Source organism: Prosthecobacter dejongeii (genome assembly GCF_014203045.1).
In the GTDB taxonomy this organism is placed as follows: Bacteria; Verrucomicrobiota; Verrucomicrobiia; order Verrucomicrobiales; family Verrucomicrobiaceae; genus Prosthecobacter; species Prosthecobacter dejongeii.
Genome location: NZ_JACHIF010000010.1, coordinates 106,046 through 128,481 on the forward strand (window position 1 = coordinate 106,046; position 22,436 = coordinate 128,481).

Consider the following 22,436-nt stretch of genomic DNA (forward strand, 5'->3'; position numbering starts at 1 on the left):
ATGAATTACACCGATCCATATACATCAAGCTGCTTTGACGATGACCTGGCAGCCAATGCCGCTTTGACGTGGGTTCCCTGGGTGGGGAGCGCATATAGCAAACTCCCTGCTGGTCGCAAGGTGCTTATCGTCGCTGAATCGCACTACTCCAATGAGCAGAAAGCAGACGAGGTTCCGCGTAAGATCGAGGAACTCATGCAGGACAAAAGCTACACGCGTGCGGTTGTATCTGAAAGCTTGGTTCACAACGAGTGGAGCACCCGCACACTGAGCACAATGCATCAGCTCCTCTTTAGCCCAAAGGACCGTGAGGCGTTCTGGAGTCACGTTGCTTTTTTCAACATCGTGCAGCGTCCCATGTGGTTCCGTGATGGTGCCCCGGAGCGTCCAACGTGGGAAGATTACTGGAAAGGCTGGCGGGCGTTTCTTGTAGTCGTGCAGGTCCTGAGGCCTGACCATGTCCTGTTCATCGGAGTCGAGGCGGCCAATCACTTTAACGGTGTTATGGCTGCTGAGCAGCGCGAGCACGTGGCGGTCGAATGGATCGAAAAGGTCGGCTCAGCATACGCACGCACGGCTAGTCTCGTGATGGATGGCACTCGGATCCCTATCCACTTTATCAAGCACTGTGGGAAATACTTCAGCACAGATCGCTGGTCGGATTACCTGCATAGAAATGCGACCGACATGATGCGTTCAATCGCAGTATCGGCAGGTGCTAGCCTGCCTGATGCGCCCGCTCGCTCCTTGCATGTGCTGGGGATGGCTAAGTCGTGTCTTGATCTGCGAGGTGCGAATGCACCCAAACTCGAACTCGACTTTCTTCGGCTCGTGATGGCTATCCGAGATTTTGAGGATGTGGGAGATGAAGCTGTCGGCTACTTGCTGGTGCTTAATGAGAAGGTCGCCACCCGCGCCAAAGAGTGGCAGAAGAAGTATGGCATTGGCGACAAAGTGATCGTTCGTGTTGCTTCCATTTCCGAGGATGACCTAGCAGCACTGCGATCAGAAAAGCTGCGAAATGCGACTGGAATGCTACAGTTGCAGCGGATCGACGATGCCGAGGCTCTGCTCTCCCTTGCGGAAGATGGAAAGCGGTTTGGTGAGGCTCATTTGGCAACAGAGATCACCAAAGACTACCCGGGAATCTTGCCGTTGCAGGACACCACACCTCGTGAGGCCCTGCCTTTGCACATTGCTTGGGACTATTACGGTACCATCCCGATTTCCACACCCACGGATCAAGAATCATAACTCAAGAATAACGAATTCCCTCATGGTCACCAACCGCCTCAAATCCAAAATCGACGCCCTCTGGCTGGAGTTTCACTCCGGTGGCGTCACCAATCCGATCACAGTTATCGAACAGATCAGCTACCTCATGTTTGCCAGGCTGCTTGATCTCACGGAGTCTCGCAATGAGAGCCGTGCGGCAAAGCTTAACCGTCCCTTTGAAGGTACCTTTCCGGCTGATAAACAGCACCTACGCTGGTCCCACTTCCGCAACCGGGGTGGCGATGAAATGCTCAAGATCGTGCGTGATGAGTTCTTCCTCTTCATGCGGACAGAGATCGTGAACCGGTCAGCTCTCGGCCGATTCTTGAAGGATGCCAACTGCTTGATCCCCAATGGCAACCTCCTGGTTCGCGCTGTGAATGCCATTGAGGATCTGCCTCTCACTCAGGGCGATACCAAAGGTGACCTCTATGAATACCTGCTCTCAAAGCTGAGCACGGCAGGCATTGCGGGTCAGTTCCGCACACCGCGTCACATCATTCGTGCCATGATCGAGATGCTCGATCCCAAACCCACCGAACGCTGCTGTGATCCCACTTGTGGCACCGCTGGCTTCCTGGTCGGTATCATGGACTACCTGAAGCAGAAGTATTCCAGCCCCGAATTGGTGGAGGAGGAGCGTGACGATGATGGGCACATTGAGAAGCATTATCCCGGCGATCTCTTGGAGCCCTACCGGGACCACATACAAAACGACATGCTTTATGGATTCGACTTCGACCAGACCATGCTGCGTATCGCCGCCATGAACCTGCTGCTTCACGGCATCGAGTCCCCCAGCATCCAGTATCAGGACACCCTCAACACCAGCTTTGCCGAGCGCTTCCCAAAACAGGCGTCGAATGGCTTCGATGTCATGCCCGCCAATCCACCCTTCAAAGGCACCATTGATGCCGACAACATGGACCCCAATCTCCGCAGCCGGGTCAAGACCAAGAAAAGCGAATTGCTGTTTTTGGTGCTCATCCTGCGGATGTTGAACCAAGGAGGTCGCTCCGCTGTGATTGTGCCGGATGGAGTGCTTTTTGGCTCCAGTGGGGCTCATCTCGGGGTTCGCCAGATGATCGTGGATGAGAATCAGTTGGAGGCGGTTGTCTCACTCCCCTCTGGGGTGTTCAAGCCTTACGCTGGCGTCTCCACCGCCATTCTCTTCTTCACCAAGGGAGGCCGCACGGACAATGTGTGGTTTTATGACGTGCAGGCGGATGGTTTTAGCCTTGATGACAAACGCACCCCGCAGCCTGACAAGAACGACCTTCCCGATCTCGTAGCGCAATGGAAATCCCGTGATCCGAAGAAGCCCTCTGATCGCACCGCACGTCACTTCTTCGTCCCAGTCTGTGAGATCCAAGGCAATAACTACGACCTCTCACTCAACCGCTACAAAGAGACTAGTCACGTAGAAGCTGTGTATGATCACCCCAAGGCCATCCTCAGCGATCTGCGGGAGCTGGAGCTGAGTATTCTTGCAGACATCAATGAACTGGAGGGGCTGTTGAAATGACAGAGATGATAAAATTGGAAAAGCTTCTCGAAGATGCGGAAGTCTTCAACGACGGGGATTGGGTTGAAACAAAGGACCAAGATCCGAGCGGAGCTGTGCGCCTCACACAACTGGCTGACATTGGTGTGGGTTACTGGGTCGACAAGTCTTCGCGATTCATGACAAAGGAAACGGCGGTCGAGTTGAAGTGCACTTTCCTCAAGAAAGGCGATGTGCTGCTTGCACGAATGCCAGATCCTATCGGAAGATGTTGTGAATATCCCGGCGGCCTAACGCCTGCGGTTACAGTGGTCGACGTCTGCATAATGCGACCCAACCCTCACAAAATAGCACCGCGTTACTTGATGCATGCCTTGAATGCGCCGGTGTTTTCGACTCAAATCCATCAGCATGTAACCGGCACGACCAGACAAAGGATTTCGCGTGGAAATCTAAAAACCTTGTCCGTTCCAATGCCTTTCCAAAATGGGAAGCCCAATCTTGACGAACAAAAGCGCATCGCCGCCATTCTGGACAAAGCCGACGCGATCCGCCGAAAGCGCCAGCAAGCTCTCCGGCTCACCGACGACTTCCTGCGCTCCGTCTTCCTCGACATGTTTGGTGATCCCGGAAGCAATCCACATTCGTGGAAGGTTAAGAGACTTGCCGACCTAATCCCTGATGATGATGTGATCAACTATGGAGTCGTTCAACCGGGCGAACACGTTCCAGGAGGCATACCCCTCATAAGAGCGGGTGATGTTGATGCTGAAGTGCAGGAACCCCAGCGTCTCAAACAGATCAGCCAGGAGATCGACAAGCAATACGATCGCTCGCGTCTCCATGGTGGTGAAGTCCTCATCGGTTGTGTTGGAGCCGTGGGTAGCACCATGATCGCCGGGCCGAAACTGGCAGGCGCAAACATCGCTAGAGCAGTCGCCCGCATTAATCTTCGCGCAGATATTCAAGCCGAATACATCCTTGGGCTTTTGCGGATGCCACATCTTCAGAACTATTTTCAGAATGAGATTCGGGTGGTGGCTCAGCCAACATTGAACATCAAACAGATCAAGGAAACGCCTGTGATGCTCCCCCCCGAGAATCTTCGCAAACAGTTCACTGCCATTTTCAGGAAGGCAAAAGATGCGCATGCCATCGCGAGGAAGGCAGAACTCCAAAGCTCAGCACTCTTTTCGTCCCTTCAACAACGCGCCTTCAGCGGGCTCCTTTGATGTAACGCTGATTTTCCACACCCCTAAAACTTACTCCTCATATGCCTGAGCTGAATCCAGCAATTGAAACAATCACGGAAGCGTGGGCCGCAAGCCTGCCCATCCTTCAGGCCAATTCGAGCATCGTCGAAAGCGTTGCGCCAGGGTGCAGTGTTGAACAGTGTGATGAGGCTGTTCAGACCATCCTTAAATGGGCCTCAAGCAACCGTGCACCTCACGGCTTCCGCCCCATCTACCCGATTGTCAGACTTCAACTGGCATCCTCTCTCACAGGCCTTTCTCAGCACGCTCAAAATCTGAAAGGAAACCCCGCTGCCCATTTCCCAGCTTTTTTCACGCAACTTTTACAGTGCATTGCGCCCATTACTGCAGCCTGCACATTTTCCGATAAAGCGGAGTCACACAAAAGCATTGGTGAGCTGGGAGGTGAACTGAGCCAGCACATTTCATTGATGCATACAGCGCAGGGAGAGTTGGGGAAGAAGATGGCATTGCTGGAAAAGTCGGAGGCCACAGCCGCATTGGTTGATGAACGTGCCTCTGCGGTTGAAACCGCTGCGACAGAGATTGAAACGGCCGTTGCCAAACTCGCTGAGCAATCAGCCAGCGCATCGACGCATCTGGAAGAGATTGAGGAGGGCCATACGGAGATCGAAGCCCTAAAGAACCGTCTGGATGGATTGATCAAACAGAACGAGACGCTTCAATCTCAGCTTCAAGAGCAGGCCAAGCACGCTCAGGACATTGCCAACAAGGCTGATCAGCAGCAGAAGCTGCTGGACGAACTGTTACCTCGTGGAACAAGCGCAGGCTTGGCATCCGCATTTAATCAACAGCGGACCCGCTTTGGATGGTCGCAGACGGGATGGGCCGCCGTGTTCCTGGGGAGTGTTATCACTCTGATCGTATTCGCCTGGAGCATCAAATTGGGCCTACCAACATCCACGCCCTCTGAAATCTGGAGCTATCTGCTTTTCAGGATTCCTCTCGCTTCACCGTTGATCTGGTTGGGATGGTTCAGTGCTATTCAGTATGGAAATGTTCTCCGCCTGAAAGAGGATTATGCGTTCAAAGAGGCCACCTCCATGGCGTTTGCTGGCTATCGCGATCACATGGAGCACCTCCGAGAGGTGGATGATTCCGATGCTGGCAATGCTCTCAACAAGCTAGCCTTGGTTACCATATCCATTCTCGGCAACGATCCGTTGCGGCTGCTTCAGGGGCAGTCTGCTGACGCTTCGCCACTCGATAAGATAAGCACTCTTCTGAGGGCACAACCCAAGCCCACGAAGGCAGAATAGTGACGCATTTTTTCCACTGATCATGCCCCTCCGTCTCAAAACCTACCAAGCAGGTACTGATCGCAAGTGCGGTGAAGGTCTGCGAATTGGCACCGTCCGGTTCCTGCCTCGCGGTGTGTTGAAGAAGAACTACGCCAAGGAGAACTACTTCGATGTCTGGCTTCCCACCCTGGCACCCAGCCGAACGCTGCTGGACGACATGAAACAACAGGAGAAGAAGGGTGCTGACTGGGAAACCCTCTGGCCCATTTTCAAGGCCCGATACGAACGTGAGATGCTCGGCAATACCGAGAGCCGCCAGACCCTTCTCCTCCTCGCCAAACTGGCTGCCCAAACACCTATCGCCATCGGCTGCTACTGCGCCAATGAGAAGCGCTGCCATCGCTATCTCCTCCACACCCTCATCCGTAAAGCCGCAACCACCTGATGAGTCATGTCTGCCTCTCCCGACCAACTCGAACAGGCGCTTGCCATCAAGATCGCGAAGTCCATCCAGACTTCGCCCGAAGATGCCTTGCTGGGCTTTCTCGACGTGGATGAGAGTGCTCAGCAGGATGTTTTGCAGTTCTTGCGGAATCGCCCGAGTTTTCTGAGTGTCAGCCACTACCTGAACCGATACCCGGCCCTCACCTGTTACGGGCTCGCTGTTGCTGCCCCAATTGGATTGCAGGACGACGAGGTTGGTTCGAGCGCTCTTTACGGTGCGTGGCAGTCTGCCTTTGGATTTTTTCCGCCACCCCAGGATCGGGAGACCTTGGCGCATGAGTTCCTGTCCAGTCTTGAAAGACTTGGACTTCAAACGGGCACCATTTCACCTGATCATGATCTACATTGGAAGGGCGGCTGCTACTTGTTTCATGGAGCAATTCTTCCTCACTACATCGAGCCATTACGTGGGGCTTTAGAAAGCGCACAGAAGACGAAGCCATTGCCCGACCCTGATGACGCAGACAGGGCGAGGACGTTCGCCATGTATCTCGCGGAGAAAGTCCATCCCGCCCAGCAAAGGCTGCGAAAGACGCTGCAATCACCAGTCGGCTCCTTCTTGGTGAGGCGTTTGGTCCGCTGGCTTTTGACGAGAGATGACTCTTTGTTCCCGGCTCATATCAAGCCACTGCTTCAAGAACAAAAGGGACGGGGTGTCTTTCTGCGAAGTCCCTACATTCAGTTTGATGAGACTGAAGGACAATTGCAGCTCGTCCTACCCGGACAGACTTCGAGCGTGGCAGACTCCAATACTCGCTGGCTTGTGGCCGGACAGCAGTATCGAGCTTCATCTGAGCGTCCCCCGATTCCCTTGGAGGATCTTGGGATCGAAGGGACTGAGTTTGATGTGATACTTGCGCACCTGAAGGACGAGCGGGAGAACATCACTTATCATCTTCAAGCTGGTATCCCTGCAGATCGTGGCTTCCGAATTTTTGATGCCCTTACGGGGAAAGAGCGAAAGTTGGGAGGGGCGATCAATCACTCCATTGAGCTGACGCCTGGTCAGATCTATCTGATCGTGCTCGATGAGGCATCCGAGGTGAAAAGTGATCACGCCGAGGAACAGGCTGGTGATTCGCGTTTTATTCGTATTGAAACGACACCAGGTAGCGAACCCGTGATCGTCGAGCACGAAGGCCACATCTGGACTTTCAAAGCCAAAGTGCGCCCAGGTCTATATCTGAGCCAAGTAGATGATCACGTCTTCAGGGCAGTTCGATCCGTGGAGGGGACGGATGTGAGGGTCAACTATGGTAGAGGTCCTGAACTGACCTGCGCCATCCCCGCAAAGTGTGAGACTCCGGCGACCTTGCACTTCTCAACACGATTGGATGCTGGATTCAATGAGTCAGTCGTGTGTCCCTCCGGCTCATTGCGCGAGGGCTTTCGACTTGCGAGTGCAGGAGAGTTGCTAACACAGTGGCTAGCCAAGCTGCCACCAGCAGTCCATGCCATCACCGTTTGCCTAGAGTGCGATGGCAGCAGAATGACCCAGGAGTTTTTCCACTGGAAGGGACTGCAAAGAATCTCCATCTACGGTGACTTTTACTGTGAGAACCTGCCTTCCAATCTCGGTCCCATCAAAGGATTCAGGATACATGAGCAAGCACTGATCCGCCCTAGAACGAGAGGCGGAAAAGCCGAACTCGCTTTCACCGGGCTTGGACGACTGGATTCAGAGAGATGGGAAGTGCCCGCCAATCGAGTGCGAATCACGGTAGTGAGTGCGGATGGTGCGCCGACTGAGCTTGAAGAGGGCTCTGAGGTGGAAGTGCTATCTAAAGACAATCGTGTGGTTCAGTTTCGCACAGGAGGTCTGCTGCCTGTTCGCCTCACCTGCAACGGTGTCTCCCTCGGTGAAATCTCCTCAGATAAACCTCTGGTATCGAGATTCCTGAGCACCATCGCTGCTGAGCATGGTCGGACAGGTGTTTTGAAAGCCGAGGCGATGATTGATATTCCCGGCGATAGAACATGGACAGTTCTCAACTGGAGGACACCTCAGACTGCCAGGGAATGCCGTTTAGAGCCAAGTGACAGAACGCAGGTTGTGTGGCTTATACGCAAGGTCTCCGTCAGCGGTTTAGCTGGTCTGCGGATGAAGCTATATGACTTTGCCAGCCTGGTTGCCGGCGAGGAAGCAGAAGGCGTCGTCTCTTTGCCAATCCCAATCGAAGTCGAATCCAATGTGGAAGTCTCGCTGGGCAAAAGCTTCTCATGCTCAGTCCGACGAAAACCCGACAACCTGGCACAAGTTCGTGTGTCATTTGACCGGGAAGAAATGCGCGGTTCTGTATGGGTCACTGAGCTGGAATGTCTGCTGAGCGACAGCAACGTCTGGCAGCCCGTCATGAGTCGAGAGTCCCATGGTCGTCTCGCGGTGACACGTCTTGTCTTCATTGGCGGGACACCCGTATCCAGTGAATCACCATCTGTTCTGGCTGACCTCTTTTGGGGCAAGCCCATGGAGCCACTTGCTGCCAACTCAGGGGCCTGGCAGCTCAGAAGCGAGCAACTCGGAAGATGGCTAGATGGAGTCCAATGGTTGCTCGCCTGTAAATATCCGACACCTGTCTGGCACCAGAACGGGCATCGCTTTAAATCTCTCTATAATCGCCTTTCCTCCATCTGCCTGATCCAAGGTGAAGCCGAAAAAAACCTGTGGTGGGCACATGCTGTTCAAGAGATTCAAAAACATGCAGATGAAGTCCAACCTGTGATCATGCCCTGCCTGCTGCTAACCAATAGCCTCAAGATGGCATCAAACCCTCTGAAAGGATGTGATCTTGGAACGATTGCGGATTCTGGCTGCGTGGCGAAAGCCTTCCATGAGGCAAGTCTTTATGAGGGCCGTGGTGCATCTGATGCTTTAGGTTACGTCAGCCAAGCGTGTGCGGACAGGAGGGTTGATTCGGTCTTTCTATCGCATTTCACCAAATGGCCGCAATTGATGGCTAATCACCCGGTGAAGCTGGGGGACTTCCGCTACAATGAATGGTCGAACAAAATTGCCGATAAATGTGTTGGTCGTGCACTCAACAATGACGGCGGTGACGCTGAAATGATGTCGGTCACGCACTTCATTTCATGCCTTTCCAAGGCGAAGCGGAGGGCTGACGTTTTACTCAGCGTGTCTGAACAGGAATTTGGCCACTGGTTGAGCGGTCCTATTTCACACCTTTGGGCTTCAAAAGACAAAGTGCTGACGTCAATTCGCACCATTCTGGGCTCACGCCTATCTGGGGCACCTGCGGAAGTGCTTCTACGCCCTCTGACCCAATCCGATCTTATGGCTCATGATCTGCACCGAAGAGAGCTTCTGTGCAATCTGATGGGGGCTTGTTGCTTTGTTGCCTTGGTTTTCCGAGCGAAGAACGCCGGTGTCATCACGACTTCACAAGCCTCAGCGCATCTGCAAAGCCTCATTGCCACACACCTGCAGGCTTCAGAACTCGAAGAAAAAGTGCAAGCGCAGGTGGCTCTCATTCTGGGGACCGCTCCTGAGTTATTTTCCTTCTATTTCCTTCTCTTCACCCTTTCAATTCCACCAGTATCATGAGCCGCGAAATTGATCCCATTGCTCTCCAGGATGAGCTGCAACAGCGTATTCACCGCTACTTGCTTACGGCATTGCCCATCAGTCGCCGCTTCCCTAGCCTGCGTGCTCAAGCAGAGAAACTTATCAACAAGCCTGAGACAGTCATCAAAGGCCCATTTCTGGAAGCCATCCCCGACTTCCCCAAGGGCCTCTCGCTGAAGCAGCTTGTTGAGAAGGGTATGCTTCACGAGGGCTTCGCTCATCTAGGATCACCGGTCTTCGAGCGCCCATTACATGAGCATCAGGAGAAGTCCATTCGGCAGGTGGTTACCGAGAAAAAGAACATCGTTGTGGCGACAGGAACGGGCTCCGGAAAGACAGAGTGCTTTCTTTTCCCCCTCATTGACTGCCTGCTCAAAGCGAACCTGTCTGGTAAACCGGGCATTCGTGCGATTATTGTTTACCCGCTAAACGCATTGGCAAACGATCAACTCTACCAGCGACTGGCTCCGATCCTCGCTGACAAGCTGGCTCACTATGGTCTCAGTGTTGGACGCTACACTGGACAAACACGGGCCGACATGTCGCGTAAGAAGATCGAGGAACAATTGCTTGCTAGCGACTTCATTAAACAACTCTTCCCAAAGGGCATCCCTCAAAACTGGTTACTGTCACGCCAGGAAATGTTGGAGACACCTCCGAACGTTCTGGTGACCAACTACGCGATGTTGGAGCATCTATTGCTGCTTCCTCATAATCGCCCTCTGTTTCACGGTGTTGATTTGAAGTTTCTCGTCCTCGATGAACTGCATAGCTACGCAGGAACTCAGGCCACTGAGGTGGCAATGCTTCTGCGCAAGCTGGTCAATCGCTATGCCAAGGACAAAGATGTTCGTTGTGTGGGAACCAGTGCGAGCCTCTCATCTGAAGCGGGTGAGGAGAAAAAGGTGGCGGCCTTTGCTTCGCGCCTGTTTAACGCACCCTTTGAAGGGCCAATCAAGGCAGCTCGTCAGCGCCATCGTTTGCTGAGCACAGCACCACACGCTTCTGAATTCTCGATGCCGCAATGGCGCAAGCTAAAGGATCTGCTGTCACGGGTCAGAGAGATCAAGGCTACAGCCGAGGCCATCACCGCTTGGAATGAGGCGGTGATCAGTGAGGAGATCGACCTTTTGGTGGACGACACCCAGGAAAGTCTGCCTCAAGCCCTTTCTAAAGCTCTGGGTGCAGATCCGGGAATTCAAAGACTCGCAGAGATTCTCGCCACCGAGGGCAGCATTCTGGTTTCTGAGGTCGCGGATCGTATTTTCGGTGCCACAGGCAGCAATCATGATCGCCAGGATGCCCTGCGAGCCATGGTCACAATAGGTGCCTATGCTCGTGAGACACCTGAAGGCTACCCCTTACTTCCGGCTCGGTATCACATTTTTACCAAGGGTGTGGAAGATGCCACTATCCAACTGGCACCTGCCACAGTTTCCAAAGAGCATGCCATCAACCTTCGGCTAACCAGCGAGTTTCGTGACGCCGATACACAGACTCCTAGGTTTCGCCTGCTGACCTGCCGCAAGTGTGGCGAACTCTACTTCGAGGGTTGGGAAAGCACAGGCAGGCAGATGATCCAGCCTGAGCGAGGCAAGGGGCTGAAGCGCAGCGTCTTCTGGCTTCGCCCCAAGGATTCAGTGGTTCTAGCAGATGATGAACCTGACAGCGATACCGACCCGCTACTTGATTCTCACAACGAGCATGAATGCTTCATTCATCCCGAATTGGGAAAGTGCTGCGACTTCCTTCCAGAAGGAGAAGACGAATCCGAATGGATCAAGACTTGGCGGGCACAGATGGCAAAGGAAGATGATGACGACAAACTGAGCGGAACAGCTCGTGTCACCCACTGTCATTCATGTGGGAGTGTGGAGCGAACAGAGATCATCACTCCCTTCCACCCTGGGGATCAGGCCCTTTCTGCAACCATCTGTGACACGCTGTATGAAGCTATCCCCAAGAAGCAGGGAGGAGAGCGTTATCCTGGCGAAGGGAGAGCCTTGCTAGTGTTTAGTGACAATCGTCAGGATGCTGCGTTTTTCGCACCTAGCCTTCAGCGGAGCCATGAGGAAATCCTAATGCGTTGGCGGGTGGTGCGCGATTTACAGAAGCAAGATGGAACAGCCAGTCTGATGGATATTGCCACCTCACTGGGGGACGATGGGTTGCTCAGAAAAGGCTTTACGGATGAGAACGGTCGTCCCCTGAAGCCAGAAGATGCAGGGAAACATTTTAAAGCACTACTGTTGGGCGAGTTCTGCACCCCAGGAGGAGCACGTTCCTCTCTGGAGGACCTTGGCATCGTGGAAGTGAGATACACGCTGAACTTGGCTGAAATCGCTGAGAAAGCTGGAATCATTCACGGCAATGGAGCTGAGATTGTCCGGTTTATCCTGGATGTGATGAGATCCAATCGTGCCATCAAGATGCCTTCGGGTATCAGTGCTGTGAATGATTTCTATTGGGGTCATTACGCCCAACTTGACAGGGTATATCGTCTGCAATCTGAGGAGCATCGTTTCAATCTTCTGCCACAGATTCGACCCAACGGGCAACCCTTCTCAAACCGATTCGTTCATGTGCTGCGCGACCGCCTCGGCATAGCGGATTGGAGTGCCTTGTTGTCGAACCTCTGGAAGGTCTTTACCGAAGACACTGACAGCAGTGGGATGGAGCATCCGACAGATGGCGATGCCACATCCTTGGTTCTTCGGCCTGGAATATTGCGCCTGAAGCTGGGAGAGGATGATGCTCCAGTCTATCGGTGCACTAAATGTGGAACCCGGAGTCGATGGCACCTGGCAAACCAGTGCCTACGATGGAAATGTTCTGGCGTCATGGAACAGATTCCAGTGGCAGAGTGGAACGAGGAAACCGGACGCAATCACTATCAGCAATTGTATCGTTCCAAGAAGCCCATCCCGACACTACTGGCGCGAGAGCACACGGCAGCTCTTGGCGCTGATTTGAAGGAAAAGATCGAAAGCGGCTTCAAAAAAGGAGAACTGAACCTTCTCTCATGCTCCACAACCATGGAGATGGGTATCGACCTCGGGGATCTCTCCGCTGTAATGCTGCGAAACGTTCCTCCTGGCGTGGCCAACTACCAACAACGTGCCGGTCGAGCTGGCAGACGTGGACAAGGGGCACCTGTTAGCCTGACGTATGCACGAAATCGCCGTTACGATCAGACCACTTTTGACGAGGCCCAGACTTTCCTCCGCAAGCCCCCAAGAACACCCTTTGTTCATCTGGCGAATGAACGCCTTTTGATGAGGCATCAGTTTTCACTGCTTCTCTCTGACTATCTTCAACATAATGGTCTTGATCAGCACGGCCTTCAAATTGGGCAGTTGTTCGGTTTGGCAAGGATCGGGATGAAAGATGGCAGGCTGTCCACGGACCACCCTACACCATTTGGACTGAACGAAGTTGCTGCCTTTTCATCGAAGCTGACTGCATGGGCAGATTCGGAATCCTCTGTCAATGCCCTTCAGGCTGCCTCTGACTTATACAAGAAGATCATTGCTGATCTAAGTGATGATGAATCCTCACGTTTGGTCTTCGACGGGCAACGCTTAAAATCAGCTTTCGTTGAATTGCTTTCGAGTGTCGCGGACAATTTCAGCAATCGCTACAGCTTCTACTGGGACCGACGAGATCAGGCGATGAATGAAGGGCAGCCAGAAGTGGCGTCAAGAAATCAGAATCAGGCGCTCAGACTGGCTAACCAGCAGATGATCAACTATCTCTCGAAGCATGGAGCAATCCCGACGTATTCCTTCCCAGTGGACAGTATAGAACTGGAGGTGATCGATGGCTCATTTGGAGGTCAAGGGGGTGATGATATTGAGCTGAATCGAGATGCTCGCGTTGGTATTGTGGAATACGCCCCTGACTCAGAGGTCGTCGCCAATGGAAGGGTCTGGATCTCACGCGGCATTGATGCCAATCCCCGCGCCTTCATGCCGACCATGCACTACAAAGTGTGCGCGCAGTGCCGACACATCGAACAGCAGCCTGATCGCTCACTGATCCCCACGGCTTGCCCTGCTTGCGGCACTGCACTTGAGGGCTTTCCACGGCGATACATCGAGCCATTATCATTTGTGACTTCCTTGAAGGAAAAGGATGGATTTGAGCCTGGAGTTCGCCGGATCAAGCCACCACCTGCATTGGAGCAAATGCTCATAGGCAACGCAGCAGAGAGTGCCTTCCAAAGCACAGATCTGACACATGTCTCTATGGCTTATCAAGACTCCCGTGCAGGGCGGATGGTGGTGATCAATCAGGGGCGAAGCAATGGATTCCTGAAATGTAATCGTTGTGCGGCTACTCAGATGAAGCGGAAGGCTAGCCAGACACTGGGCGCACATGACAATCCAAGGACTGGCAAGCCCTGCGAAAGTAACGAAGCTCAAGACACTTCTGCCGCCCGTTCTACCACCCTTGATCTGGCGCATACTTTCTTCACCGACGTTCTCCAGATCCGCACAGGTTTGAGTATTGAGCTCCCCATAGATCTTCCTAATGGGGTGAGCCCCTTGGACTTCAGGGATGAGGTAGCGCGAACCGTGGTAGAAGCGCTGCGTCTGGGCTGTGTGGAGATTCTCTCAGTTCCCGATGGCGAGGTAACGGCTTCATTCCGTTGGACTGGTCCCGGCCATCTTGAGATCATTCTGTCAGACTCCGTATCTGGTGGTGCGGGATATGTCGGACAGGTCAAAAACTTTGGGGCTAAGCGACTCTTCAACGAGGCAAGTCGCGTTTTGGAATGCCCAAAGCACTGCACAACTGGATGCTCGTCCTGCCTGCGCAGCTACTCGAATCAGTTCTATTGGGACAAGTTCCGCAGAGAAGAAGCTGCAAACTACGTCACCAAAGTTCTCAGTTACAAGCAAGACGACCCCTTCCTAGCCATGGGGGCGAAGCAGATTCAAGGAGCTGATTTTGGCTCGTTGGTGAATCAGGCTGTCGAGATCGTCTGGTTCAGCAAGAGACTTGGCGACTTCAGTGGAGCAATCTCATATGAGCCGGATGCGGTAAGCTCCAAGGAGCCTCATATCCAAGCGCTGCTTCTCGGCGCGGGCCACCTTCGGGAATGGTTAGGAACAGGAAAAGCAGTCCAAGTTATTGCCGCTCAGATTCCTGACTTCACCGCTTTCCAGTTGCCTAAGGCAAGACGCTTCGTCGAAGCCTTCCAGGAAGATCTGCGGACGGACCGCTTAAAGATTGCGAAGATCCCCCCTGATGCCCTGAGTGGTGTGTTGACTCCGATGGCAGCGCTACGTCTCCCTGGATCACTTCATTGGGTTGGCATTCATTGCCTTCACGGAAGCCCTGGCTTGCTTGATTGCTCCCAGTTTCCCGAACCACTCATGTGCACTGAGATCCCCATCGGAAAGCTGGATGAATGGCTGGGCAAGACGCAATTGGTGGATACCTCAACCGAAAAAGCAGACAACAAGCTCAAGCGGTTTCTGTTGGAGCCTCACCGCAAATCTACGACGGCTCTCAAGCCTGTTCTTGATGAACTGCTTCGAGACAGTCCAAAAGTCATTTCAATTCAAGATCGCTACGTTGTAGCAAAAGCGTCTAACAAGAACTCTCTGAGGGATTTTCTCTCGCTTTTGGCTGACATGTTTACCGCATCAGGAAGCAGTGCTCCTTCAGAGTTGCGGATAATTGTCGGTCCCGTTTCGCCACATGGTGGCACAAGGGAACGTGAGGAGTGGCGGGCAAACCTCAAGGAAATCAAACAGTGGTTTTGCTCCCACAAGTTCTGGTCCAAGGTTCGATTCGATGAGAAGCTTCGTGAGCTTTCAAGAGGCTGCGAACGCGACTACCATGATCGACTCATCACTGCCGAAACACCACCCACGGGTAAAGCAAAGGGCAAAAAAGTGATCATCGAAATGACGGGAGGTATCGACATCCTGATGGATGAACGCGAGACAACCCGCCTGTTTGTTTGCCGATTCAACAACGAGAACTAGCCAATCTACGCACAATGCCAATCACTCGAATATCAGTTCAGAATTTCAAAGGAATCGGTCAGAGGACTGAAATTACATTGAAGCCCATCACGCTCTTCTTTGGGGCGAACAGCGCAGGGAAAAGCACGTTGCTTCAAGCACTTCTCTACCTTCGTGAGGTTCTCGAACGAGGAAATGCCGATGCGGATGTCGTTGAGGGTGGCGGAAGTGCCATTGACCTAGGTGGGTTCCGTCAGATTGTGCATCAACACAATCTCGCCAACACTTTGTCTGTCGGTGTAACTGTTGCTCTGGATGACGATGGACTTCCAATGCCAAAGAAGGCTGATGGAAGGAACGCTGCGACTGAGGAGCTGCACAGAAGTATCAGCGAGATCAAGGAGATTGGCGTGGAAGTCGGTGTGGAATGGAGCTTAGACACGCATAAACCTGTAGTTGCCCGATACAACGTTGTCGCAGACGGCACGCCCATTCTGAGAATCAGCCAGCAAAGACTGGATCGACCAAGACTGTGGCTTAACGAGGCGCATCCATCCGTTAGGCGGGTGATCGGCGCTGAAGACGAAGATCCGTTCTTTGAGTCTGATGGAAAGAACTCAGTTCCAACGATGGTCCTTGAGCAGACCACGGTAATCCCGTCATGGCACGAGCCGTTGGTAGGGTCGCTTCCAGGGGGTGATACTGAGTTGGAACCTCCTGAACTCCCAATGATTGAAGAGATTGTGGAGAGATTGGCACTCGGCGCAGGAAAGGTTGTTCTTCAACTACTGAATCAAATCCGTTATATTGGACCGTTGCGCGAGTATCCCCCCCGTAGGAGCACTGCCCAGCGGACTCCTTCGAATGATCGTTGGGCTACGGGTCTTGCTGCATGGGATTGGCTCGGAACAGAAACAAATGACCCCGTCCACAAGAGGCAAGTGAATGCCATTGGGGAGTGGATGACCGACACATGCCATTTGGATCTTGGCTACACAGTCCGACACCAGTCATGGCTTGAGATTGATGCGGAGTCTGACTTGTATCGAGAACTCAGCATGGCGCAGTATGGGGATGAAGAAGGGATTGCTGAACGCCTTCGGCTTCTTGTTTTGCCGCGACTGCTTCAACTGCCCTTGATGCATCGAGTTCTCATGAACGATATGCGCAACGGTGCTGAGGTTGATCCACAAGATATTGGGAATGGAGTGACCCAAGTCATACCCGTGCTCGCAGGATTGAAGGCCGAGGGCGGAAACATTCTCGCGGTTGAACAACCTGAATTGCACCTGCATCCTGCGGTCCAGTGTCGGCTGGCGGATATTTTCATCAGGTCGCTTCATGATGGTCGGGAGAGACTGATGCTCCTTGAGACACATAGTGAGCACCTCATGCTGCGTCTAATGAAACGGATGAGGGAAACCTCTTCAGATTCACTCAACGCTCCAGAACTAGCGCTGAGCAAAGAAGACGTGCAGGTAATTTATGTGGAAAGCTTTGAGGGAAGAACCGTTCTGCGTGAAATGCCGCTCAATTCACGAGGTGAATGGGTCAAGAGCTGGCCAGGCGGATTTTTCGATGAAGACATTAACGAGATCTTTTGAGCCGTGCTTCCTGAATTATCACTATCACCCTCAATCTTTTGTAGCTCGGCTTTCGCGTTGCCCGAGGTTTGTGCGGCTCATCTCCAAGCACTGAAGAACACTTTTCTTGAAGACGCATTGATACATGACCTTCGATCTGGCGATTTTTGCGCTGCCGCCTTGGGTGACGCGAATATCCATCCCAAAGGCAAGGAATTGATGAAGAAGATGATCAAGAAGCGTCGTCTGTTCTCTGTAAGGTCTGCGCTGGCTGCAACTCCAGTTTTCCCCGCTGATTGGGTTCAGGAGGCTCTTGAGTCGCACAAGGCAACGCCTGTTAGCGGAATTGTAGCGTGCGGGACTGCGAAACAAGCCTTCAAAAGCGACAATATGATTGCTGATGTGGCTAACTGTACATCAGCAACTTGGTGGGGCGCCTCCGTAGCCCGTCAATCATGGAACACTGCTCGCACCGTTGCTGGCTATTCTCATCTATTGGAGCCACTGCTCCGTCACGCAAACTCGCTAGTGATAATTGACCCCCATTTTGACCCATCCGTTGAGCGGTATCAGGTGCTAGATCAACTCTTGCTTCCTTTGCGCGCCAGGACGGAGCGGCCGACGGTGGAATTACATCGAGTCTGCTATGAAGGCTCAGGGCGTAACCGAAATACCTTGAGTAACATCGCCATCGAACAGCGCTTCAGCGTTCTCTCAGACTGTCTTCGAGCCATCGGAGTTGTCGTGGAGGTATTTGTATGGGACGATGACCACAACCGCTATCTGTTGACCGACTTGGGAGACTTTCTTCTAGGCAATGGCCTGGATGTCTCCAGCTCTGTGGGTGCTCAGGATACCTGGTCTCGAATTGATCGCATAACCGCTGACGACATCAAAAGACGCCATGATCCTGGAGTTATGGCTGGAAAGCTTAGACATCGTTTTGTGATCGGAGCGCAATGAATGACGCGTCGGCAGAGAACCCACAGCTAAAGAAAAGGGTCCCGGAAAATCCGAGGCCCTTTCCTTCTCACGCGGCTAGGCCGACATGAGTGTCTAACAGCCCGTGGAGTGCCTCGGTGCGTTTGGGCAGCTCTGCGAGGTTGCCGCTTTTCAGGGACTCGGTGAAGGCATTGAACAGGCTCCAAACATTTCGGCTGGCAAAGGCCTCGTATCTGGGTTCCCTCCATTCATTGAGCACTGAGGGGATGAGGCGGTTGGAGCACACGCCGACATCCGTTGCGCGGATGATGAGGTCATGGGCATCTGCTTCACCGATGTCCGCTTCCTTGTAGGCGGCGATGCGTTTGTCCTGGTCGTGCCACTTGACCATGAGTTGGCCGATGGAGCGTCCCACCAGTTGCGGCAGGTCACGGACAATGAAGCGGGTGTGTTTGCGGGCGAATTTGATCTCTCCTGAAAAGGAAAGGTTGTCGCACACAAACACACTGGCACCGGCCACGATCCCAGCGGGGAAGGTTTTATCATGGCTGTTACGCAATCCCAGCACCCAGCAATAATCTTCGCTGGACTGATGAGAGGTCACTTCCATGAGACCAAAATAACGCATGCCATCGTGTGACAGCGAATGCGCCTGCGTGCCAATCTTGAGCCGGGAACTGGACAGGGTTTTCTGGACGGTGGTGATGAGCTGATGATGTGGAATTGGACACCAGCTATCGGTGGGTGCAGGAGTCGGCACAGAACGGACTTCTTGAAGGTCGGCTGTGTGAGCACCGCAATGCAATATCAGGTTAGGGGATTTACGAGGCTTAGCCATAGGGGCGATTAAATCGAGGTTTGCGATCATGGGGATGTGGTAGTTAGAGGAGGTTTTAAATTATTTAATTGATGACTGATTTAATGGGTGAATGGCCTGGTCATGACAGGGAACCCATGAGGTTTATTCTTTGGATGGCGACACGTTTGAGACGTTCCTACAAGCGAAAGAAGACCGGGGTGGTGTGTGCAGTTGAGGGCCGATAAAAAAAGAACCCGGCACGTCGGTGAAGACGCAGCGGGTTCTGTTTCTCAAATGATGGATGGATTGTTCGGCTTACAACTTGAGGCCTTGCAGGGTACGTAGCGTGGAGCGGACAGAACTCATTTCTCGGGCACTGGTTTTCTGTTCACGCTGGAGAAGCTTGAGTTTATTGGCCAGGTCACGGATTTGGTTAAGCCCGTCCTGAAACCGATCCCGTAGGAGGTTGCAGAGGTTGAGCGCTTCTTCCATGGCAGGAGCGCTAGGCCCTGATTCAGGAGCATCGGAGTTGGGACGATTGAGCATTGGATTTGGAGTTGGGGGTTTAGGGTTCTGCTGAGGGACTGTCGCCGTATCCACCTTTCGGATGGGAGTGGGTTGAGGCGATGTGCCTGCCTTGTCAGACCTCACGGGCATGATGATGAGTTGCTTGCCTTGCGCATGAAGACGCAGAGGTGAACGTTCATCAAAGAGGCTGATGTGATGCAGACCGAATTGCAGAGCTTTGATGAGGAAACGACGGTCCAAAAAGATCGTCACTTCCGGTCCATGGCCTTGCGTCGCTTCTAGAGGGATGTGCAGCCAAGGTTCTTCGGCACTGGGTTTTGCCAGCAAGTTGAGGGTGTTGCCTTTCCACTGCATGCCCAGCGTATGAAACTGAGTGTCATGGTTAGGCAGGCGCTGTATCAACTGGATCACTGCTTCCAATTGATCTGGAGGCAAATTCAGGTGTGTCTTCGCTTGGGTTGGGTCTGGAACTGCAACCTGCCAGTCCGGGTATTTATCCGGGATCTGACGGGATACGAATCTCCATCTGCGGCTGCTGATTTGCACCCACTCTTCGTTGCTTTTGATCTGCCATTCACCATCCCAAAGAAAATCCTTCCACCCCAAGAATTTATGGCTGGGGATGAGGACAGATTGTTTCAGTGGGAGGGTGAAGGAATTTGCGGAGTAGAGGTGTTTTCCATCGGTGCCCACCAAGTAGTTGGCCTTGGGGTTTCGGACATCAATGAAGGTGCCATTGAGCACGTAACGGGTGGCATCGGTACTGGTGCAGGACATCGCTTCATGAAAGCTTTGTCGCAGATGTGCAGGCAGCGGAACCGACTCATGATTGAGGCGCGGTGTCACAGGGAAATCTGTCACCGGCAAGAGTTTGATTTTGGTTTCTCCTATCTGGCCACCCAATGAAAATTGGATTGCCAAATTCTCGGGGTCGGTGGTGATGCGGATCTGCTCACCCTTGCCGCAGCTTTTAACGGTGTGCAGGAGCTGATCATAAGGCACGAGCACGGTCGCGGGTGGACCTTCAGAGGGGTGTTCAAAGCGCACGGTGACAAAATGGTCGAGATCTGTGCCGGTAAGGGCAATCCAACCATCTGCGTTGCGATCAATTTTAACGTGTTTAAGGAGGGGTAAGGTGGCTTTGGGTGTGATCACCTTGCCAAGTCCCGTCAGAGCCGCCTTGAGCTCTGCAATGGGTAAGACGATGGGTTTCATAAACGATGGGGTTGAGGTTAAAAACCAACCACCCCTGCTTCCGTGAAGAAGTCAGGGGTGATCGGCAGCGGGGTGACTGTGAGGAATTACACAGTCACGAGTGTTGGCTCAGCTTTGTATTTTAGCTGATCGGTGGTACATTCAGCGGCACGGATGTCTTCACGAACGCCTAGATAAACAGGCTGGTAGATTGAGCCGGATTCCCAGAAGGCATAGAGATAACGACATTCCACCACCGAGCCTGCTTTGGGCATGGCATGGTTGGGTGGAATGGTCATGTTGCCTGCCCTCTTGATTTTATCTCCCTCAAACAGCAGCAGTGAAACGCTTCTTTTGTCATTGCTTTTGGCGACAACAAAGGAGGCAGTTTCATAGAACTTGTGCTTGAGACATGGACCGCCGGCGTTGGGTCTGCCAGGCGTGTAGGTAGCGTCCATGTGCCTGAAGACCACTCCCTCTTTGCCTTGCTCCTTCAGGGTTTGAAACCACGGCTCCTTTTCCGGAGCGCAGTAACTTTCCACCAGTTTAATGTGGGTATGCCTGAAGGTGCGCAGGAAATCACGCAACTGGAAGTAACGTGTGGCAAAGCGTGACTGTCGGAGGTCTTCACCTGCCAGGGACAGGATGTCGAAGACATGGAACACGTCTCCCACCGCTTCACCATCGAGAATAAAATCCTCATGACATTGCGCGGCACTTTGTTGGATGGTTTCAGGGGGTGTGAAGGTCACTCCCAAGCGGTTGATGCTGGTGATGACCTTGCCCTGTTTTTGCAGGAGCATTCGCCTGCCATCCATTTTCTCCTGCATCCAGTGGACGTGATCTTGAAGAAGATCCTCAAGTTCGTCCTCTGCAACAGGGTTTAACAGCATGCAGCGAAGGCCCGTGGGCTTTTGTGGCTGATGCTGGAGGCTTTCAGTTAAGGCGGGACCTTGCGTGTAGCCAGTGGCCAATTTTTGCCGCACCAGACGATCATAGGCCGTTTTAGCGACGACGTAGGAAACAGGAACGGGGGTCTTGCTGCCAGTGGTCAGCGTGCTGCCACGACGACCATAGGCGAAGTTAACGACGTAACCTTGCTCCTGGGGTTGGAGGCTGGCTTGACAAACTTTGTCAGAACCGTTTTCACGGCAGTAGAGCGTAATGCTTTCCATGTGGGTATAAAAAAAGCCGGACCATCCATGAGTGGACGATCCGGCTTGGGGGTTGTGGTTGGGGGTTAATACATGTCTCGGCGTCCCCTGCCCCGAAGGTCAAGACAGGTGCGAATGATGTAGAGCAATCCGCAGACGAGCAGGATGCTGAGCAACACAGACAAGGGGAACAGCACAAAGCTGGTCACGGTCTGAGTCAGCACCACGACCCAAGTCTGGAACTGACCGAGTGCGAGGGTGACGAGCGGAGCAACCGCCAAGGCCGGAATGGCCACGGTCAATGCCACGCGCAAATTAAGTTTGATGAACTCACGGAGCTGCCCCTGGGGAGACAACCAATAAACAAGGCAATGACCCATGAAGCGCATCACCTCGGCCGATCTTTCGATGGCACTGAGGCGAGGCAAGTCATGATCCACCACCGGAGGTGCGAGAGGTTTAGGCTGCCAAAGGGGCCTCCAACTCGCCCCCAGACGCTTCACCCATGAACTGGGATTGGCGACCGTTGAGCGAGGAGAGGTGTCCCATTCGTCGTGTTCTAACATAATGTTTGCGTGTGGTTGCGCCGAGGGCGGTTCCGAGGATGAAAAGAAAGGCACAGGCGATGCCTAAAGAGCCGGTGGCAATTTGCCAAAGGTCCAAGGTGTGATGCTGTGCGCTGACTTGGTTTTCGAGAGTAATGATTTTGGTCCGGTATTCCGGCACAGGGTCGCTGGTATGATCAAACCATCCGGCCTGTGAAGCCGGAGGAATCAACACCAAGAGAAGGAGCATTTTTTTCATGAATGAAGGGGGCTTAGGGTTGAAGAAAAAAGGCCGGTCTCCTGGGTGGAAAACCGGCCTCTTTTGCATATGT

14 protein-coding genes are annotated in these 22,436 nt (G+C 53.2%); 9 read left to right on the forward strand and 5 right to left on the reverse strand.

Translation table 11 applies throughout. The annotated features are described in order from the left end of the window. The 9 genes from HNQ64_RS19870 to HNQ64_RS19910 are packed head-to-tail and all read left to right on the forward strand — an operon-like array spanning window position 1 to window position 17,905. On the forward strand, window positions 1–1,254 hold the full coding sequence (locus HNQ64_RS19870) for a hypothetical protein (protein ID WP_184211969.1): 1,254 nt from the start codon (window positions 1–3) through the stop codon (window positions 1,252–1,254). 22 nt (window positions 1,255–1,276) lie between these two features. Continuing rightward, on the forward strand, window positions 1,277–2,800 hold the full coding sequence (locus HNQ64_RS19875) for a class I SAM-dependent DNA methyltransferase (protein WP_184211971.1): 1,524 nt from the start codon (window positions 1,277–1,279) through the stop codon (window positions 2,798–2,800). A gap of 5 nt (window positions 2,801–2,805) precedes the next feature. After that, window positions 2,806–4,011: a restriction endonuclease subunit S gene (locus HNQ64_RS19880; RefSeq protein ID WP_221305512.1), complete on the forward strand. Its 1,206-nt coding sequence runs from the start codon at window positions 2,806–2,808 to the stop codon at window positions 4,009–4,011. 41 nt (window positions 4,012–4,052) lie between these two features. After that, window positions 4,053–5,312: a hypothetical protein gene (locus HNQ64_RS19885; RefSeq protein ID WP_184211975.1), complete on the forward strand. Its 1,260-nt coding sequence runs from the start codon at window positions 4,053–4,055 to the stop codon at window positions 5,310–5,312. Window positions 5,313–5,334: 22 nt separating this feature from the next. Next, on the forward strand, window positions 5,335–5,739 hold the full coding sequence (locus HNQ64_RS19890) for a DUF488 family protein, N3 subclade (RefSeq protein WP_184211977.1): 405 nt from the start codon (window positions 5,335–5,337) through the stop codon (window positions 5,737–5,739). Between the two features lie 6 nt (window positions 5,740–5,745). Further along, window positions 5,746–9,360 carry a hypothetical protein gene (locus HNQ64_RS19895; RefSeq protein ID WP_184211979.1) on the forward strand — a complete coding sequence of 1,205 codons (3,615 nt, stop codon included), beginning with the start codon at window positions 5,746–5,748 and terminating at the stop codon, window positions 9,358–9,360. Continuing rightward, the gene (locus tag HNQ64_RS19900; protein WP_184211981.1) at window positions 9,357–15,380 is read left to right on the forward strand and encodes a DEAD/DEAH box helicase; all 6,024 of its coding nucleotides are present in this window, start codon (window positions 9,357–9,359) and stop codon (window positions 15,378–15,380) included. Before HNQ64_RS19895 ends, HNQ64_RS19900 begins: the two co-directional genes overlap by 4 nt. A 14-nt stretch (window positions 15,381–15,394) precedes the next feature. Continuing rightward, complete coding sequence (locus HNQ64_RS19905; RefSeq protein ID WP_221305513.1) at window positions 15,395–16,963, forward strand: AAA family ATPase; 1,569 nt, start codon at window positions 15,395–15,397, stop codon at window positions 16,961–16,963. Window positions 16,964–16,966: 3 nt separating this feature from the next. Further along, window positions 16,967–17,905, forward strand: a complete 939-nt coding sequence (locus HNQ64_RS19910; protein WP_184211985.1) for a hypothetical protein — start codon at window positions 16,967–16,969, stop codon at window positions 17,903–17,905. A gap of 67 nt (window positions 17,906–17,972) precedes the next feature. Here the strand turns inward: HNQ64_RS19910 and HNQ64_RS19915 are convergent, their stop codons facing one another. The 5 genes from HNQ64_RS19915 to HNQ64_RS19935 form a co-directional block, all read right to left on the reverse strand. Beyond that, a complete protein-coding gene (locus HNQ64_RS19915; RefSeq protein WP_246431139.1) occupies window positions 17,973–18,752 on the reverse strand; it encodes a DUF932 domain-containing protein in 780 nt (259 codons plus the stop codon). Between the two features lie 246 nt (window positions 18,753–18,998). Then, entirely contained in the window at window positions 18,999–20,426 is a 1,428-nt protein-coding gene (locus tag HNQ64_RS19920) for a DNA polymerase III subunit beta (RefSeq protein WP_184211987.1), read from the reverse strand. An 86-nt stretch (window positions 20,427–20,512) separates the two neighbouring features. Further along, window positions 20,513–21,580, reverse strand: coding sequence for an ATP-dependent DNA ligase (locus HNQ64_RS19925; protein WP_184211989.1), 1,068 nt, complete (start codon window positions 21,578–21,580; stop codon window positions 20,513–20,515). Window positions 21,581–21,645: 65 nt separating this feature from the next. Next, window positions 21,646–21,987 carry a hypothetical protein gene (locus HNQ64_RS19930; RefSeq protein ID WP_184211991.1) on the reverse strand — a complete coding sequence of 114 codons (342 nt, stop codon included), beginning with the start codon at window positions 21,985–21,987 and terminating at the stop codon, window positions 21,646–21,648. Between the two features lie 31 nt (window positions 21,988–22,018). After that, window positions 22,019–22,363: a hypothetical protein gene (locus tag HNQ64_RS19935; RefSeq protein ID WP_184211993.1), complete on the reverse strand. Its 345-nt coding sequence runs from the start codon at window positions 22,361–22,363 to the stop codon at window positions 22,019–22,021. Window positions 22,364–22,436 lie beyond the last annotated feature (73 nt).